Origin of the sequence: Pseudomonas sp. DR48 (assembly GCF_019823085.1) — a bacterium.
Lineage (GTDB): Bacteria > Pseudomonadota > Gammaproteobacteria > Pseudomonadales > Pseudomonadaceae > Aquipseudomonas.
Window position 1 is genome coordinate 2,013,105 of sequence record NZ_CP081946.1, and the last position, 18,018, is coordinate 2,031,122.

The 18,018-nt window shown below is 59.2% G+C and carries 18 protein-coding genes; 6 read left to right on the forward strand and 12 right to left on the reverse strand.

Features of this window, described 5'->3' with window-relative positions:
• Positions 1–7 precede the first annotated feature (7 nt).
• Positions 8–727 carry a PA5502 family lipoprotein gene (locus tag K5K95_RS09255; protein ID WP_222589198.1) on the forward strand — a complete coding sequence of 240 codons (720 nt, stop codon included), beginning with the start codon at positions 8–10 and terminating at the stop codon, positions 725–727.
• Positions 728–845: 118 nt separating this feature from the next.
• On the opposite strand, the gene katE is transcribed toward K5K95_RS09255, so the two are convergent.
• A complete protein-coding gene (katE, locus tag K5K95_RS09260; protein WP_222589199.1) occupies positions 846–2,984 on the reverse strand; it encodes a catalase HPII in 2,139 nt (712 codons plus the stop codon).
• A 265-nt stretch (positions 2,985–3,249) separates the two neighbouring features.
• On the opposite strand from katE, the gene K5K95_RS09265 reads away from it, so the two are divergent.
• From K5K95_RS09265 to K5K95_RS09275, 3 genes are all read left to right on the forward strand, one after another.
• Entirely contained in the window at positions 3,250–4,257 is a 1,008-nt protein-coding gene (locus K5K95_RS09265) for a methionine ABC transporter ATP-binding protein (RefSeq protein WP_222589200.1), read from the forward strand.
• Positions 4,257–4,931, forward strand: a complete 675-nt coding sequence (locus K5K95_RS09270) for a methionine ABC transporter permease (RefSeq protein ID WP_090177389.1) — start codon at positions 4,257–4,259, stop codon at positions 4,929–4,931. The genes K5K95_RS09265 and K5K95_RS09270 overlap by 1 nt, the downstream gene beginning before the upstream one ends.
• A 63-nt stretch (positions 4,932–4,994) precedes the next feature.
• Complete coding sequence (locus K5K95_RS09275; protein ID WP_222589201.1) at positions 4,995–5,765, forward strand: MetQ/NlpA family ABC transporter substrate-binding protein; 771 nt, start codon at positions 4,995–4,997, stop codon at positions 5,763–5,765.
• A gap of 177 nt (positions 5,766–5,942) precedes the next feature.
• Here the strand turns inward: K5K95_RS09275 and K5K95_RS09280 are convergent, their stop codons facing one another.
• Genes K5K95_RS09280 through K5K95_RS09300 form a run of 5 tightly spaced genes read right to left on the reverse strand, consistent with a single transcriptional unit; the run spans position 5,943 to position 9,848 of the window.
• Positions 5,943–6,578: an SCO family protein gene (locus K5K95_RS09280; RefSeq protein ID WP_222589202.1), complete on the reverse strand. Its 636-nt coding sequence runs from the start codon at positions 6,576–6,578 to the stop codon at positions 5,943–5,945.
• Entirely contained in the window at positions 6,575–7,474 is a 900-nt protein-coding gene (gene cyoE, locus K5K95_RS09285; RefSeq protein WP_222589203.1) for a heme o synthase, read from the reverse strand. The genes K5K95_RS09280 and cyoE overlap by 4 nt, the downstream gene beginning before the upstream one ends.
• Entirely contained in the window at positions 7,462–8,538 is a 1,077-nt protein-coding gene (locus K5K95_RS09290; RefSeq protein ID WP_222589204.1) for a COX15/CtaA family protein, read from the reverse strand. Before K5K95_RS09290 ends, cyoE begins: the two co-directional genes overlap by 13 nt.
• A 10-nt stretch (positions 8,539–8,548) precedes the next feature.
• The gene (locus tag K5K95_RS09295; RefSeq protein WP_222589205.1) at positions 8,549–9,142 is read right to left on the reverse strand and encodes a hypothetical protein; all 594 of its coding nucleotides are present in this window, start codon (positions 9,140–9,142) and stop codon (positions 8,549–8,551) included.
• Entirely contained in the window at positions 9,108–9,848 is a 741-nt protein-coding gene (locus K5K95_RS09300; protein WP_222589206.1) for an SURF1 family protein, read from the reverse strand. The genes K5K95_RS09295 and K5K95_RS09300 overlap by 35 nt, the downstream gene beginning before the upstream one ends.
• Positions 9,849–9,918: 70 nt before the next feature.
• Between K5K95_RS09300 and K5K95_RS09305 the strand changes: the two genes are divergently transcribed.
• Positions 9,919–10,122, forward strand: a complete 204-nt coding sequence (locus K5K95_RS09305) for a twin transmembrane helix small protein (protein ID WP_090177370.1) — start codon at positions 9,919–9,921, stop codon at positions 10,120–10,122.
• 4 nt (positions 10,123–10,126) lie between these two features.
• On the opposite strand, the gene K5K95_RS09310 is transcribed toward K5K95_RS09305, so the two are convergent.
• From K5K95_RS09310 to coxB, 4 genes are all read right to left on the reverse strand, one after another.
• Positions 10,127–11,014, reverse strand: coding sequence for a cytochrome c oxidase subunit 3 (locus tag K5K95_RS09310; protein WP_222589207.1), 888 nt, complete (start codon positions 11,012–11,014; stop codon positions 10,127–10,129).
• 25 nt (positions 11,015–11,039) lie between these two features.
• On the reverse strand, positions 11,040–11,591 hold the full coding sequence (locus tag K5K95_RS09315; RefSeq protein ID WP_222589208.1) for a cytochrome c oxidase assembly protein: 552 nt from the start codon (positions 11,589–11,591) through the stop codon (positions 11,040–11,042).
• 117 nt (positions 11,592–11,708) lie between these two features.
• Complete coding sequence (gene ctaD, locus K5K95_RS09320; protein ID WP_222589209.1) at positions 11,709–13,301, reverse strand: cytochrome c oxidase subunit I; 1,593 nt, start codon at positions 13,299–13,301, stop codon at positions 11,709–11,711.
• Between the two features lie 82 nt (positions 13,302–13,383).
• Complete coding sequence (gene coxB, locus K5K95_RS09325; protein ID WP_222589210.1) at positions 13,384–14,511, reverse strand: cytochrome c oxidase subunit II; 1,128 nt, start codon at positions 14,509–14,511, stop codon at positions 13,384–13,386.
• Between the two features lie 370 nt (positions 14,512–14,881).
• On the opposite strand from coxB, the gene K5K95_RS09330 reads away from it, so the two are divergent.
• Positions 14,882–15,532, forward strand: coding sequence for a hypothetical protein (locus tag K5K95_RS09330; protein WP_222589211.1), 651 nt, complete (start codon positions 14,882–14,884; stop codon positions 15,530–15,532).
• A 120-nt stretch (positions 15,533–15,652) separates the two neighbouring features.
• Here the strand turns inward: K5K95_RS09330 and K5K95_RS09335 are convergent, their stop codons facing one another.
• Positions 15,653–17,179 (reverse strand): SulP family inorganic anion transporter, encoded by a 1,527-nt coding sequence (locus K5K95_RS09335; RefSeq protein WP_222589212.1) that lies wholly within the window; start codon positions 17,177–17,179, stop codon positions 15,653–15,655.
• A gap of 90 nt (positions 17,180–17,269) precedes the next feature.
• Complete coding sequence (locus K5K95_RS09340) at positions 17,270–18,001, reverse strand: carbonic anhydrase (protein ID WP_222589213.1); 732 nt, start codon at positions 17,999–18,001, stop codon at positions 17,270–17,272.
• Positions 18,002–18,018: the final 17 nt, after the last annotated feature.

Consider the following 18,018-nt stretch of genomic DNA (forward strand, 5'->3'; position numbering starts at 1 on the left):
CGCAGGAATGAAGCTGTTAGCCTCCCGTTATCTGCTCCTTGTCGCATTTTCGCTGCTACTGGGCGCATGTCAAAGCACGCCGCCGGCCGCCACTGAGGCGACCGATGCACGGGCTGCGGCCATCGCGCAGCTGGAACAAAACCTGGCCAGCAGCGAGCTGGCCACTGCCGAAGATCAACTGGCTGCCTTACAAGCGCAGTCGCCAAACGATCCATCCCTTGTGCCGTATCAGCGGCAATTGGCTGAAGCGTACCTGCGTCGCAGCCAGATCGTGCTGCAAAAAGGCGATGTCAATGCTGCCGCAACGGCGCTGGCCCGTGCTCGCGCGTTGATGCCCAAGGCTCCGGCGCTGACAGGTGGCGTCAACAACGCCATCGTCAATGCTCGCAAGGCCGAACTGGATAGAGCCGAAGCTGCGCTCATGGCTGCAGAGGCCCAGCCCCAGGCGAAAGTGATCGATCCGACGGCAGAAAGCACGACGATCGCGCTGAACCTCGCGGATATGACAAAGCTTCGCCGGCAGCTCGATGCGATTGCTGCTGATGTGGTGAATTACCAGTGCGACGTGAGCATTCAAGCGCCACGCACCGAGGATTTTCCTTGGTTGGCGACATTGCTCACCAAAAGGGTGAAGAAGCTGGATTCCGGGTTTGATCTGAAGCTTGAGAAGCAGATCCTGCGCAACGTTCCCGCGCAAATGGTCTTGAGTCCGCGTAAGCAGCCTTAAAAGCATCGCGGGCAAGCCCACTCCCACAGGATTTAATCGTTCACGAAATAGCGAACGAAACTAATCTTTGTGGGAGCGAGCATGCTCGCGAAGGCGTCGTCCCTGACTACACAAATCCTTAAGCCGGAATCGCCTTGGCCTTCGGCTCCCGATCCCAAACCCGATGCTGCCCGATGGCGGCAAAGAACGGTTTGATCAACTTGGCATCCGCGCCCACGATCAGCCCCGCATCGACCTCAAGCTTGAGCACATCCAACAACTGTTTAGCCTCGCCATGCAGCGCAATGGCTTTCAGGTGCTTGTACGCCTCGAGCAGGTAATGCAGCGCCACGCCATCGCCGCTCAACGCTTTGATCGACGCTGCGCCACCCGGTACGAATACCGCGTCGAACGCCACCGAAGGCAATCCTTCCATCGATGCATCCACCGGCAGTGATTTGCCATCTGCCGTTTTCACGGGCGCGGAAGTCGGGCCGAGCAATTTCGCGTGCGCGCCTTCTGCTTGAAGCGCCTTCTTCATGGCATCAATCGCTGCACCATCGACACCGTTGGCTGCAAGAATTGCCACTTTGCGGGTTTTGATATCCGCCGGCAGCAGGTTCGCCTGGCTCAGGGCGGGTGAGCGATCCAGCGACGTCTTGCGCACTTCGACGGTGCCGGCTTTGGGCGCTGGCAAACCAAGGTTTGTCGCAACGCGCTTGGCCAGTTCCAGATCGATGTTGGCCAGGATCTCATTCACTTGGCGCGCACGAATAAATTCACGCTCAACCTTGCCCAGCTCAAAGCTGTAGGCCGCGATGATGTGTTCCTGCTCGTGCTTGCTCATGCTGTGAAAAAACAGCCGCGCCTGGGAGAAGTGGTCGCCGAACGATTCGCTGCGCTGGCGGATCTTGTTGGCGTCGATGCGCTCCGGATAAGTCTCGAACCCGCCGTCCTGTGCCGCCGGTGGCGTTTCTTTCGGCCATCCGCCATCGATGGAGTTCGGCTCGTAGGAAGCGCGTCCCTTGTCGATGGTGGTGCGATGCATGGCATCGCGCTGACCGTTGTGGAATGGCGCGACCGGACGGTTGATCGGAATCTCGTGGAAATTCGGTCCACCGAGTCGGCTGATTTGCGTATCGGTGTAGGAAAACAGTCGACCTTGCAGCAAAGGGTCGTTAGAGAAGTCGATGCCCGGCACGATATGCCCTGGGCAAAACGCCACTTGCTCAGTTTCAGCGAAGAAGTTGTCCGGGTTGCGGTTGAGCACCATTTTGCCCAGCGGCGTGATCGGCACCAGTTCTTCCGGAATCAACTTGGTCGGGTCGAGGATATCGAAGTCGAACGAGTGCTCGTTCTCCTCTTCGATGATCTGTACGCCCAGTTCCCATTCCGGGTAGTCGCCCATCTCGATCGACTCCCAGAGATCGCGACGGTGGAAATCGGTGTCTTTACCGGCGAGCTTCTGCGCTTCATCCCACACCAGCGAGCAAGTCCCGGCGGTAGGGCGCCAATGGAATTTGACGAAGCGTGATTTACCTTCGGCGTTGACAAGCCGGAAGGTGTGCACACCGAAACCTTGCATGCTGCGCAGGCTTTTCGGAATGGCCCGGTCGGACATGGCCCAGATCACCATGTGCGCCGACTCCGGCACCAGGGACACAAAATCCCAGAAGGTGTCGTGAGCCGAGCCACCGGTAGGAATCTCGTTGTGCGGCTCCGGCTTCACGGCGTGCACGAAGTCAGGAAACTTGATGGCGTCCTGAATGAAGAACACCGGCATGTTGTTGCCGACCAGGTCGAAGTTGCCTTCCTCGGTGAAGAACTTCACGGCGAAACCGCGCACATCGCGCACGGTGTCGCCCGACCCGCGCGGGCCCTGGACCGTAGAGAAGCGCGCGAAGACCGGGGTTTTATGACCGGGGTCTTGCAGGAAACCGGCCTTGGTCAGGACTGAATGGTTTTCGTACGTCTGGAAATAACCATGAGCACCGGTGCCGCGCGCATGGACGATGCGCTCGGGAATGCGTTCATGGTCAAAATGCGTGATTTTTTCACGCATGATGAAATCTTCCAGCAACGACGGCCCGCGAGCGCCGACCTTCAAGGTGTTCTGGTTGTCCGAAACTTTCACGCCCTGATTGGTGCGCAGGGCCTGATCAGTGGCATCGGAGCGAAATTTTTCCAGGCTGTCGAGCTTGGTATTGGTGTTGCCTCGGTCCAGGGTATCGGTCCCGGCCAGTGCGCTTTTTGGAGCGGCAGGCTTCTTGGTACTCATCGGTTTTAAACTCCTCGTTGCGATTCCCGCCGTAGCCAGGACTCTTGAGCAATTCCCCAGGCACGGCACCGGGGGCGTTTTCGAGTTGCCTAATAAGTGACTGATGACGTTTTGCGCCGTTCCTTTTTTCTAACCTTTGATCGCGTTATTGCCAAATGGAAGGTTGAATGCGGAATAAATGCTAATAACCTCTATACGGACAGGCTAAAATGCGCGCCCGGCTAACCGCTGATCCTTTTCCAACGCGCCCCACAAGGTTCGCTACGTGATCGAGTTTCAAAACGTCCACAAAACCTACCGCGTCGCCGGTAAGGATATTCCCGCCCTGCACCCGACCAGTCTGACGATTGAGAACGGTCAGGTCTTTGGCCTGATCGGCCATTCCGGTGCGGGAAAAAGTACCCTGCTGCGTCTGATCAATCGCCTGGAAGAATCCAGTGGCGGCAAGATCATTGTCGACGGCGAAGAAGTCACAGCGCTCGACGCCAACAGCTTGCGGCGTTTCCGCCAGCAGGTCGGGATGATTTTCCAGCACTTCAACCTGCTGGCATCCAAGACCGTGGCCGACAACGTGGCGCTGCCGCTGACCCTCGCCGGCGAACTGTCGCGCAGTGAAATCGACTTGCGGGTATCGGAATTGCTGGCACGGGTCGGTTTGTCCGATCACGCCAAAAAGTACCCGGCGCAGTTGTCCGGTGGCCAGAAGCAGCGCGTCGGCATTGCCCGCGCCCTGGCGACCAAACCGAAAATCCTGTTGTGCGACGAAGCCACCAGCGCACTGGACCCGCAGACCACTGCGTCGGTCCTGCAATTGCTGGCCGAGATCAATCGCGAGTTGAAGCTGACCATCGTCCTGATCACCCACGAGATGGACGTGATCCGTCGGGTCTGCGATCAAGTGGCGGTGATGGACGCGGGCGTGATCGTCGAGCAAGGTTCGGTGGCCGAGGTGTTCCTGCATCCGAAGCACCCGACCACCAAGCGCTTCGTGCAAGAAGACGAACAGATCGACGAAAGCGAACAGCGCGATGACTTCGCTCACGTGCCGGGCCGCATAGTACGCCTGACCTTTCAGGGCGAAGCGACCTACGCGCCATTGCTGGGAACCGTTGCCCGGGAAACGGGTGTGGACTACAGCATCCTCGCCGGTCGTATCGACCGCATCAAAGACATTCCCTACGGGCAATTGACCCTGGCCGTCACCGGTGGCGACATGGAAGCGGCGTTCGCCCATTTCACCGCCGCTGACGTCCACATGGAGGTGTTGCGCTGATGGAAGTCCTGACAAGTTTCTTCGTCAATATCGACTGGTTCGAAATCTGGCTGGCCACCGGCGATACGTTGCTGATGCTCTTCGGTTCGCTGTTGTTTACCGTTTTGCTCGGCCTGCCGCTTGGCGTGCTGCTGTTTCTCTGCAGCCCGCGTCAGTTGCTGGAAGCCAAAGGCGTCTACGCGATGCTGTCGCTGATGGTGAACATCCTGCGGTCGCTGCCGTTCATCATTCTGCTGATCGTGATGATTCCGTTCACCGTGCTGATTACCGGTACGTCCCTGGGTGTCGCCGGTGCGATTCCGCCGCTGGTGATAGGCGCTACGCCATTTTTTGCACGACTGGTGGAAACCGCCTTGCGTGAAGTCGATCGCGGCATCATCGAGGCGACCCAGGCGATGGGCGCCACGACGCGCCAGATCATCACCAATGCCTTGCTGCCGGAAGCCCGCCCGGGCATCTTCGCGGCGATAACGGTGACAGCCATTACACTGGTGTCCTACACGGCGATGGCGGGTGTGGTGGGCGCGGGTGGTCTGGGCGACCTGGCGATCCGTTTCGGTTACCAGCGTTTCCAGCCTGATGTGATGGTCGTGACGGTGATGTTGCTGCTGGTACTGGTTCAAGTGCTGCAAACCGTCGGCGATAAGATGGTCGTACACTTTTCACGTAAATGACAAATGAGCCGGCCATTCGCTGGCAGGCGCCCAAATGCAGGCGCCTCACATGGAGTTAGCTGAATGAAAAAACTACTTGTCGCGTTCGCCGCTGTTGCAGCGTTCGCTGCTCACGCCGATGAACTGACCGTCGCGGCCACCCCGGTTCCGCACGCAGAAATCCTCGAATTCGTGAAACCGGCCCTGGCGAAGGAAGGCGTGGACTTGAAGGTCAAAGTCTTCACCGATTACATCCAGCCGAACGTGCAGGTCGCCGAAAAACGTCTGGACGCCAACTTCTTCCAGCACCAGCCGTACCTTGATGAGTTCAACAAGGCCAAGGGCACTAACCTGGTGGCCGTTGCCGGCGTGCACCTGGAACCGCTGGGCGCTTACTCCAGCAAGTACAAGGCGCTGACCGAACTGCCTGGTGGCGCCAACGTGGTGATTCCGAACGACGCCACCAACGGCGGCCGTGCGCTGTTGCTGCTGGCCAAGGCTGGCCTGATCAAGTTGAAGGATTCCAACAACATCCTGTCGACCGTCAAGGACATCACCGAGAACACCAAGGACCTGAAATTCCGTGAACTGGAAGCCGCGACCATCCCGCGCGTGCTGACTCAGGTCGATCTGGCGCTGATCAACACCAACTACGCGCTGGAAGCCAAACTTGATCCGTCCAAGGATGCGCTGGTTATCGAAGGCAACGATTCGCCGTACGTGAACATCCTCGTAGCCCGTGAGGACAACAAGGACAGCGACGCGATGAAGAAACTGGTTGCTGCCCTGCACAGCCCGGAAGTGAAAGCCTTCATCCTCGAGAAGTACAAAGGTGCGGTATTGCCGGCGTTCTGATCTACCGCTTGAACGAAAAATGGGGCGCATTGAATGCGCCCCATTTTTTTGCCTGAAACATCGACCTTGTGGGAGCGGGCTTGCTCGCGAAAGTGGTATGCCAGTCAATACAAATGTTGAATGTACTGGCCCCTTCGCGAGCAAGCCCGCTCCCACATTAGTTCTGTGTCAGCACAACTATTTGCGGTTAAGCATCACCGGCAACTGCGCCACCAACTTCGTGTTGTTCAATGGCGCTCGTATGAATCCACGTTGCGTCCCGTCCGGCCCGATCACTGCGAGGTTGCCGCTGTGGTCGACGGTGTAGTTCGGCTTACTGGTGTCCGCCGGAATAAACGGGATGCTCACCGCGTTGGCCAGTTTTTGAATGTCGTCCACCGAAGAGGCCGTCAGGCCCTTGAACTGCGGATCGAAGTAACCCAGGTACTGCTTGAGTTGCTTGGGCGTGTCACGGTTCGGGTCGACGCTGACCAGAATGATCTGCAACTTGGCCACCGCCTCTGGCGGCAATTCACTCTTGATCTGACGCAACTGGGCGAGGGTGGTCGGGCAGATGTCCGGGCAGAAGGTGTAACCGAAGAACAGCAGCGACCATTTGTCTTTCAACTCATTGACCGTGACAGGCTTGCCGTCTTCGTCCGTCATCGTCACGTTCGGCAGGTTGCGGCTTTGCGGCAGCAAAATGATCCCGGCGTCGATCAGCGCTGTCGGATCGCCCTGGCCTTTGCCGGACAGCACTTTGTTGATGGTCAGGCCCAGAACCAGTGCGATCAGGGCGACAAGGATGAAGACGGTTTTCTGAGTTCGAGTCATAGGTTCAACAGTAAGTAGTGGTCTACGAGCAGCGCGATAAACAGCAGGAACAAGTAGTAAATAGAGTACTTGAAGGTGTTGATCGCCGCGTGCGGCCGAGTGCCACGGTACAGCACGATGGCCCATTGCAGGAATCTGGCGCCGAGTCCCAGCGCGCAAATCAGGTAGAGCATGCCGCTCATGTGGATCACGTAGGGCATCAGGCTGACGGCCAGCAGCGCGAAGGTGTAAAGCAGGATGTGGATTTTGGTGTAGTGCTCACCATGGGTGACCGGCAGCATCGGAATGTCGGCCTTGGCGTATTCCTCTTTGCGGTGAATGGCCAGGGCCCAGAAGTGTGGCGGGGTCCAGGCGAAGATGATCAACACCAGCAGCAACGGTTCGGCGCTGACATGCCCCGTCGCAGCGGTCCAGCCGAGCAACGGCGGCGCGGCACCGGCCAGGCCACCGATGACAATATTCTGCGGCGTCGCACGCTTCAGGAAACCCGTGTAGACCACCGCGTAGCCGAGCAAGGAGGCGAGGGTCAGCCAGGCCGTCAGCGCATTGGTGAAGGCCAGCAGCACGGCTTGTCCAAGCAGCGCCAACACCAGGGCAAAAATCAGCGCGGCCGCCGGGGACACCCGACCTTCGGCCAAGGGGCGTTTGTGCGTGCGAGCCATGACCGCATCAATACGCCGGTCGACCACATGGTTAACTGCCGCTGCGCCGCCTGCGCACAGCGCGATCCCCAGATTGCCAAACACCAGCACGGTCCACGGCACCCCGGCGCGGGTCGCGAGAAACATGCCGACCAGCGAGGTGATGAGCATCAGCACCACCACTTTGGGCTTGGTCAGCTCCAGGTAATCACGCCAGATGGCCTGACTGTGACGCGCGCCGATCAGAGTCGCCATGGCGTCTCTCCTTTTATTGTTATGGGGCCGGCCGAATGTTTACGCGGGCTGAAGCGCCAGCGCGGAGTTTGCTGCTTCACCCGAACCAGGCTGGTTCGCGCGTGATAGTTGACCAGGACCATCGTCAGTAGCAGCGCCGCGCCACCGGCGTTATGGGCGACAGCCACCGGCAGGGGCAGGTGGAACAGCACGTTGCTGATGCCGAGGGTGATTTGTGCGCCGAGTGCAATCAGCACCAGCCCTGCCAGGCGGGTCATACCGACCACCTTCAGTTGCCAGGCCAGCCCAAGCAGTACGAGCGTCACCAGCAACGCGCCGATCCGGTGAGTCAGGTGAATCGCCGTGCGGGCATCGCTGTCCAGTTGCCCGCCAAGGTAATTGGGGCCGATGTGCTGGGTCAGGTGAAAGCCGTTGGCGAAGTCAGCCGGCGGCAGCCATTGCCCATGGCAGGTCGGGAAATCGATGCAGGCCACTGCCGCGTAGTTGGAGCTGACCCAACCGCCGAGGGCGATTTGCAGGATCACCAGCAGCAATCCCGCCGTCGCCCAGTGTTGCAGACGCCGTGGCACCGTCAGCGCCGGCACTAAGCCGGACAGGCGCAAGGTCAGCAAAAACAACAGACTCAACGTCGCAAATCCGCCGAGTAAATGCCCGGTGACGACCTGCGGCCAGAGCTTGAGCGTTACCGTCCACATGCCGAACGCCGCTTGGGCAAACACCACGCCCAACAGAAACAATGGCAACTTCACCGGTTGCCCCGGATGACGGCGATGCACCCAGGCACGCCCGGCCAGCACCGAAATCAACAGCCCCAGTGTGCCGGCGAAATAGCGGTGGACCATCTCGTTCCAGCCTTTATGGGCTTCGACAGGCGCCTCGGGAAAATGCAGTTCTGCATGGGCCAGTTGAGCTTCGCCTTTGGGCACGCTGATGAAGCCGTAGCAGCCCGGCCAGTCCGGGCAGCCGAGGCCGGCGTGGGTCAGGCGGGTGTAGGCGCCGAGCAGCACTACAATCAGTGCCAGCAAGGTGGCAAACAACGCGAGGCGAAATCCAGGTTTGGCCATGACGATGCCCTTATCCGATGTTCGACAGTTTCAACAGATGACGCAGGTCGTTGAGCAGGTCCTTACCCTTGACCGTCGGGTCGTAGCGCAGCACCAGATTGCCGTGAGGGTCGATGATCCAGAGTTGCGGTACTGCCTGGTCGCCGGCGGCTTTATGGAACTCGGTCAAATTCAGTGGATAGCGCTGTAATTGAGGATACTCGCGGGTGAGTTTGGCGTCGTAATCGCTGCTCAGCGGTTGCGCCGCGGCGAGTGCGTGACTGGCGCGCCCGGCGTCGCGGCCAAGGCCGATCTGGACTTGTCGCGCCAGGTACACCAGTTGTTGGCAGTCGACCGAACACTCCTTGGGCGCCGTGACCAGCAATTGCCAACGGTCCTCTTGCGCCTGCACGCCAAGGTCGGCGCGGGACTGGCCATTGCCGATCAGTTCGCCGTGATAGCTGCGGCCCTCTGGTACCCAGAACTGCAATTTGTACATGCCGGTGGCGAGGATCATCGGACCGATCACCCCCAGCAGGATCAGCAGCAACTGCAAGCGACCCTTGCGCCGGCTCACCGGTGTTTTCGCCTCAGACATGCTGGGTGGATTCATGGCCGCTCCCATGGTGTTTCTCCTTTGCGTTGTGCCAGCCGAGGTAGATGAAAAGGCCGAGCAGGGCGATCGACATGGCGAACCACTGCACGGCATAAGCGATGTGTTTCTCCGGCCCCATGGCTACCACGGGCCAATCGGCCTGGTAGGACGCGGGGCCGGTTTCTTCACGTAATTCGTAGGCAAAGCCTTCACGATCGAGCGTGGTCCACAGCTTCGCCGGGTCAACGGCCGTCACCAGCTGTGGCCAGGTTGTGGTGCTCGGGTCGGCGTGCAACTGAAACGTCGCGCCGGGGGACACGTAAACCCAGGCAGTCAGGTTCAACGCCTCGGTCGGCGTGGTGAATTGCGGCGGTGTGCGCCGGTCCGGCCACGGCAGCCAGCCGCGATTGACCAGCAGCCAGAGTCCGGTGGCCTGATCCTGGAACGGTTGCAGCAACTCGACGCCGACCTTGCCGTCGCGTTGGCGGTTATCCAGCAGCAGGCTGTGGGCGGGATCGAACTGGCCGCGCAAGTGAACGCGGCGAAACGCCGGATCTTCAGTGTGTTGCAGTGCGGTGCTGGCCATCGGTTCAGCGGCACGGCGTTCGGTGTAGGTGTGCAGGAGCGCGCTTTTTTCCGCGCCCCGGCTCAATTGCCAGAACCCGAGCGACACCAGCAGCGGCAGCAGGATTGCGACCACCAGCGTTGGCACGACACCCGGCCGGAAGCGCTTCATGGCGTCGCCAGAAAGTCGGTCATCGCGATAGCTATACTCAAGTGCATCGCCTTTCCCCCGGAGTTTCACCATGCTCAAAGCAGCCATCGTCCTGATGCTGATTGCCACGGTTGTCAGCCTGTTCAGCGGCCTGTTTTTTCTGGTCAAGGACGACAGCAGCTCGAACCGCCTCGTCATTGCCTTGAGTGTTCGTGTTGCACTGGCCGCCGTGACCGTCGGCTTGATCGCCTGGGGTTTCTACAGCGGCCAGTTGGTCTCTACGGCACCTTGGTAAAACCTCAGAGCACGTAGACGAAAACAAACAGCCCGATCCACACCACATCGACGAAGTGCCAATACCAACTCGCGGCCTCGAAGCCGAACTGATGTTCGTTATCGAAGTGTCCACGCATGATCCGCATCAGCATCACAAACAGAATGATGGTGCCGATGGTCACGTGGGCGCCGTGGAAACCGGTGAGCATGAAGAACGTCGCGCCGTAGATGCCCGAGCCGAGGGTCAGGCCCAGCTCGTGGTAGGCGTGCATGTACTCTTCAGCCTGGAAGGTGAGGAACGCGCAACCCAGCAGCACGGTGATCGCCAGCCAGATTTTCAGCGCACCGCGATGGCCCTTTTTCAAGGCGTGGTGGGCGATGGTAATGGTGACGCTGGAACTCACCAGCAACACGGTATTGAGCAACGGCAAACCCCAAGGGCTGATGACTTCCTTGGGTGGCGGGAACAGTTTCGAGTCGGGGTTGTTGAGCAACGGCCAGGTGAATTGGAAGTTCGGCCACAGCATGTGGGCGATGCCCTTGGCGCCCTCGCCACCGAGGGCCGGTCCGGAGACGTGTCGCACATAAAACAGCGCGCCGAAGAAGGCGATGAAGAACATTACCTCGGAGAAGATGAACCAGCTCATGCCCCAGCGGAACGAGCGGTCCATCTGCGCGCTGTACAAGCCGCCGCGACTTTCCTTGATTACCGTGCCGAACCAGCCGAACAGCATGTAGGCCACCAGCAGGCCGCCGACGAAAAAGATCAGCGGACCGTGGGATTCGGGTCGCGCCGCTTTCAGGTCATTGAACCAGGTGGCCAGGCCGAAAACGGTCGTGAGCATGCCGACAGTGGCGATGATCGGCCATTTGCTCTGGGCCGGAACGTAATAATGTTCATGAGTTGCCATTTATTGTTCTCCTTATCGGGCACGCTCAACCGCCAGTGTTTACAGCTACCGGTGGATGTCGGGCGGTGATATCGAACAGCGTGTAGGACAGCGTCAGGTGCTTCACATCCTTGGGCATGTCACGGTCAACGATGAAACGTACCGGCATCTCGATCCGTTGACCGGGCTGCAGCACTTGCTGGGTAAAGCAGAAACATTCGGTTTTGTGGAAGTACGCCGCCGCTTCACTGGGTGCGATGCTCGGCACTGCCTGGGCGCTCATAGGGTGATCGGTCGGGTTGTAGGCGACGAAAATCATCTCGTTCACGGCCCCCGGATGCGCCTTCAGCTCATTGCCCTTGGGATAGAACTCCCAGACCATGTCGGCGTTATTCATCGACAGAAACTGCACGCGCACTTGCCGCGACATATCCACCACTTGCTCGCCTTCGTATTGCCCGGCGGTCTTGCCGTTGATGCCGAACGCCTTGCACATCACGTCGTAGATCGGCACCAGGGCAAAGCCGAAAACAAACATCGCCACCACCACCAGTAGCAGGCGGGTGACGAGTTTCTTCAGCGAAATCGAATCAGCCATGATTCAAGCCCTCAACACCAGACCCTGTGGGAGCTGGCTTGCCTGCGATGGACGCGACACGGTGAGTCAGACAAATCGCCATCGCGAACAAGCCGGTTCCCACAAGGGTCAGTGCGTTCATTTCACTTCCGGCGGCGTGGTGAACGTGTGATACGGCGCCGGTGACGGGATGCTCCACTCCAGGCCTTCGGCCCCATCCCACGGTTTGGCCGGTGCTGGCGGGCCGCCGCGAATGGTCTTGATCACGATGAACAGGAAGAAAATCTGCGTGGCGCCAAACATGAACGCGCCAATCGACGACACCATGTTGAAGTCGGCGAATTGCAGGTTGTAGTCAGGAATCCGCCGCGGCATGCCGGCCAGGCCCACGAAGTGCATCGGGAAGAACGCCATGTTCATGCCGATGAACGAGAGCCAGAAGTGCAGCTTGCCCAGGGTTTCGTCATACATGTGGCCGGTCCATTTCGGCATCCAGTAATAGGCTGACGCGAAGATCCCGAAGATCGCCCCCGGCACCAGCACGTAGTGGAAGTGCGCGACCACGAAGTAGGTGTCCTGGTACTGGAAGTCCGCCGGGGCGATGGCCAGCATCAAGCCGGAGAAGCCGCCGATGGAGAACAGGATCACGAACGCCACCGCGAACAGCATCGGCGTCTCGAAGGTCAACGAGCCTTGCCACATGGTGCTGGCCCAGTTGAACACCTTGACCCCGGTGGGCACAGCGATCAGCAACGTGGCGTACATGAAGAACAGTTCGCCCACCAGTGGAATGCCGACCACGAACATGTGGTGCGCCCAGACGATGAACGACAGGAACGCAATACTCGCTGTCGCATAGACCATCGAGGTGTAGCCAAACAGCGGCTTGCGCGAGAAGGTCGGGATGATCGAGCTGACGGCACCGAAGGCCGGCAGGATCATGATGTACACCTCGGGGTGACCGAAGAACCAGAACACATGCTGGAACAACACCGGGTCACCGCCACCGGCCGCGCTGAAGAAACTGGTGCCGAAGTGGATGTCCATCAGCATCATCGTCACGCAGCCGGCCAATACCGGCATCACCGCGATCAGCAGGAACGCGGTAATCAGCCAGGTCCAGACGAACAGCGGCATTTTCATCAACGTCATGCCGGGGGCGCGCAGGTTGAGGATGGTTGCGATCACGTTGATCGCCCCCATGATCGAACTGATCCCCATCAGGTGGATGGCGAAGATGAAGAACGTGACGCTTTCCGGTGCATAGGTCGTGGAGAGCGGGGCGTAGAACGTCCAGCCGAAGTTCGGTCCGCCACCGGGGGTGAACAGGGTCGAGACCAGCAGGATGAACGCGGCCGGCAACAGCCAGAAACTGAAGTTGTTCATCCGTGGCAGGGCCATGTCCGGCGCGCCGATCATCAACGGGATCATCCAGTTGGCGAGGCCGACGAAGGCCGGCATCACCGCACCGAAGACCATCACCAGGCCGTGCATGGTGGTCATCTGGTTGAAGAACGCCGGCTCGACGATTTGCAGTCCGGGCTGGAACAGTTCGGCGCGAATCACCATCGCAAACGAACCGCCCAGCAGGAACATGCAGAACGCGAACCACAGGTACAGCGTCCCGATATCCTTGTGGTTGGTGGTCAGCACCCAGCGCATCAGGCCTTTGGCAGGGCCATGGGCGTGGGCGGTCTCGGTTTGAACATGGTCATCGACGACAGCAGTCATGTCCTGTCTCCTGCAAACAGAGGGGCTGGGCAGGTCAGGGCGTGCAGCCCCGACCGGTTCCTTACGTGCGCAATAGACCGGGTCATTTGCTTTCCGCCTGTTTCAGCTCCAGCACTTCTTTAGGAGTGACCATGTCGCCTTTGTTGTTGCCCCAGGCGTTACGTTCGTAGGTCACGACCGCCGCGATATCGACTTCCGAAAGCTGCTTGCCGAACGCCGCCATGGCGGTGCCGGGTTTGCCGAAGTAAACGCGGTGCAGGTGGTCGGCTTTGGGGCCGGTAGCAATCGGCGAGCCTTTGAGCGCCGGGAACATCGGCGGCAGGCCCTGGCCTTCGGCCTGGTGACAGGCCACGCAGGTGGTGTGATAGATCTTGTCGCCGCGCTCTTTGAGCTCGTCGAGCGTCCATTCCTTGCTGGTCAGCTCTTTAAGCTGCATGGCCTCGGCTTTACGTTCGGCCAGCCATTTGTCGTAGTCGGCCTTTTCCTTGACCTCGACCACGATCGGCATGAAGCCGTGGTCCTTGCCGCACAATTCGGCACATTGGCCACGGTAGATGCCCGGTTTGTCGATGCGGGTCCACGCTTCGTTGACGAACCCCGGGATCGCGTCGCGCTTGACCGCGAAGGCCGGCACCCACCAGGAGTGGATGACGTCGGCGGAAGTCACCAGGAAGCGAACTTTGGCGCCGATCGGCAGCACCAGCGGCTTGTCGACCTCGAGCAAGTAGTGCTCGCCCTTGGTTTCCTTGTTGTGGATCTGATCGGCAGGAGTGTTCAGGTTGCTGAAGAACTCAACGTCCTGGCCGAGGTATTTGTAATGCCACTTCCACTGATAGCCGGTGATCTGGATATCGATATCCGGTTCACTGGCGTCGTACATCTTGATCAGGGTTGCGGTCGCAGGAACCGCCATGGCCACCAGGATCAGAAAGGGCACGATGGTCCAGAGGATTTCGACGGTGGTGCTTTCATGAAATTTTGCAGCCACCTGCCCGGTCGAGCGGCGGTGGAGGATCATCGACCAGAACATGGCGCCGAAGACGATGATGCCGATCACCACACAGATCCAGAAGATGGTCATGTGCAGATCAAATACTGCGTGACTGATTTCAGTCGCTCCCGGCGCCATATTCACAGTCCAGGCGGCGTGCGCAGGACTGAAAATCGACCACAACAGGAGGCCCATCCAGACGTGTGGATGTCGCATCATTGCGGGTTCCCCTTATCGTTCTTGTTATCCCGCCGGCAAACACCAGCGGCAAGGGAGCGGCATTTTCAGACTACGAACTTGAATCGCCGTGCCTTGCTGCATGTGCAGTCGGGCGTCATCAGCTAACTCCATTCCAACCCGAGTATAGACAGCGACCGCGACCTCGCAATGTGATGGCGTAAATGATCTGAAACAGCTGGGACTTGCGTTCAAGGTCACGAATGGAGAAGGATGCAGACGAGTGGTGGCAAACCGATATAACGGAGGCGTCTCAAGGATGAAACAATTATGACAAATGCGTCTTAGCGTTCGTCATACGCCAGCTAAGTTATGTCTTCCCTATTTCATTGCCTTGTTTCCTGGAGTTTTCATGAACACCGCCGCATTGCGCGAGCAGATCCAAAAAGCCCAACAACATGAAGCCGATACCGGCCTGCTGACTCGTCAGCTGGAAAGCAAACTGCCTCATTTACATCCATCGATTCAATTGCCGGAAACGGATGCCAACGGTGTACTGGCGCGTTTCGTCGCCGCTTACATAAATGAAGTGCCTGATCTGCTGGATGCAGCCAATGAAGTCGCCAGGGAAGCGGGTATCGAGTCACAGATCAAACCGGTGCTGACGATTGCCGAACAGTATTTCCTTCAGCCACCGGCGATCATGGCCGGTCATGTCGGTCTGGACAGCCTGCTGGACGAGGCATATCTGGCACATCGGTTGGTTGAAGAGGTCAACGACCTGTACATCAAGCATTTTGGCCAGCCACTGATCCCCTTGGACATGACTGTCGCCAACCTGATTGCCCACCAATTGATCGGTGAGGAGTTCGCCAACCAGCTCGACGAGGCGGTACATCACGCCGTGGACGAGATGCTCAACGAGGAAAGCTTTGCGCTGGAATCGGTCGAGGCCTACCGTGAAAAGCTCAGCAGCCCGGACACTGGCGCCGCGTGGAAGCGCTGGCCGTGCATGTCGCGCCGTTTAGGCGTGGGCTTTGAACTGGATCAGCCGGCGGCTTGATCCAACGGGAGAAACCGAACACCTGTGGGAGCGGGCTTGCTCGCGAATGCGGTCGATCATTCAACATTGATGTTGACTGATACACCGCCTTCGCGAGCAAGCCCGCTCCCACATTGTTTTCTACGCGGCTGAACCTACGCCGGTGGTTGTCCGCAAACGCCCTTCCAACCTGCGCTTGAGCCCCCTCGCTTCAATGATTAGCTTTGACCCCTTGGCCGCATTGGCCCGGCCCCATTCCTCCAGTAATTCCAGGCACGAGTGATCGATGTAGCTCAGGTTATTGAGCGGCACATGCACCGTCGTACCTGCGGGGATGGTCCCCAGGACTTGAGTCAATGCCGGTACTTTGAGAAAAGTCGCGGCGCCCATCAGGCGCAACTCCATTTCACCGTCCGTGGGCAGGTCGATCAGGCTGATTTTCAGTCGCGAAGCTTTCCACGCCAGTTTCGCCAGCGTCAGGCCAAAGCCGATCAACACCCCCGTCAGCAGGTCGGTGAAGATGATGGCCAACGCTGTCGCCGCGTAAGTGAACATCGGCATCCGGCCATAGCGGCCCAGGCTTCGAAAGGCCTTCATGTCGACCAGTTTGAAGCCGGTGTACACCAGCACCCCTGCCAGGCTCGCTACTGGAATACTTTGCAGCACACTGGACAACAGCAACACAAAGGCCAGCAGCCACAAACCATGGAACACCGTCGACAGACGCGTGGTGGCACCGGCCTGAACGTTGGCCGAACTGCGCACGATCACACCGGTCATCGGCAGCGCACCCATCAGGCCGCAGAGCATATTGCCCACCCCTTGCGCCGATAACTCTCGGTCAAAGTCTGAACGCTGGCCGCTGTGCATACGGTCCACCGCTGCTGCCGAGAGCAAGGTTTCGGCGCTGGCAATGAAGGCCACGGCAAAAGCGGCGATCAGCAAGGTCGGGTCCGCGAGGTTGAGCAAGTCGGCCGGTTTCAACCAGTCGATGGCTTCCGCCAGATTGGCCGGGACTTCCACCCGTTTGACCTGCAACGCGAGGATCAGGCTGGCGACAGTCGCCAACCCGACGCCGAGCAGTGCACCGGGAATGAAGCGCAATGAGTGAGGGCGAAATTTTTCCCACAGCCACATCACGGCAATCGTCGACAGCCCAAGCAAGCCTGCCTGCCAGCCAAGGGACGGCAATGCCTGCATGACGGCAGCCGGGAAGGCCGCGAGATTGTCCAGGCCGGAAGGCTTGGGCACGGCGTCGAGCATCACATGCACCTGTGAAAGCACGATCAGCACACCGATCCCGGCAAGCATGCCGTAAACCACGGCTGGCGCCGTGACCCGGAACCAGCAACCCAGCTTCAAGCGCCCGGCCACCAGCTGCAGAAAACCCGCCAGCAGCAGGATCGGCCCGAGCATGGCAATACCGTGCTGGCGCACCAATTCGAAGACCAGCACCGCCAAACCTGCCGCTGGGCCACTGACTTGCAGAGGCGAGCCGGCAAGCCAACCGACGACCAGTCCACCAATGATCCCGGTGATCAAACCTTTGGCGGGCGGCAAACCCGAAGCGATCGCGATGCCCATGCACAAGGGCAGGGCGACGAGAAACACGACCACGGATGCCAGCAGCTCCCGTGGCAGAACAGCTTTCAATTGCGCAGCACGCATGGTGATTCTCCCGAAGTTTTCTTCAGGCATGGCAAAGCCAGGCTACTCAATCAGCAGCCTCGGCTAAACCACACATAGATTTAGGAGGATTTAGAAGCGCGCTTTGGGCGTCGCCACCGGAATCGGATGAGTGCCATCGAGCGGCAGGAAGCACCCCTGATCCGCGTCGTAAGCTCTGATTTCGCTGGTTTCGATGTTGTAGATCCAGCCATGGATAAACAGGTGACCGTTGGCCATGCGCGAAGCAACCGACGGGTGAGTGCGCAAATGCTGCAGCTGGGCGATCACGTTCTCCTCGGTAAGGAAGTGCATGGTCTCGTTTTCGTCAGTGCAATGGCAGTTTTCCTGGACCATGGTTTTCGCCACTTCGGCATGCCGCAGCCAGGCTTTGACCGTGGGCATTTTTTCCAGGCTTTGCGGGTTGAGCACCGCGCGCATCGCGCCGCAATCGGAGTGCCCGCAAATGATGATGTGTTGCACCCCGAGGGCCAGCACGGCGTATTCGATGGCCGTGGAAACACCGCCGTTCATCTGACCATAAGGCGGAACGACGTTGCCGACGTTACGGGTTACGAACAAGTCGCCGGGGGAGCTTTGGGTAATAAGCTCGGGAACGATGCGCGAGTCGGCGCAGGCGATGAACATCGCTCGCGGGCTTTGGGCCGTGGCGAGTTTTTTGAAGAGTTCTTCCTGCTGCGGGAAAACCTCGTGATGAAAGTGCAAAAAGCCGTCAACAATATGTTTCAGCGCTGCATCGGAGGTTTCCGTCTCGTGTTGGGCTGAAGCCGACGCAGCTAACGGCTGTTTATCCTTGTCACTCATGATTCATCCTCTTTGGC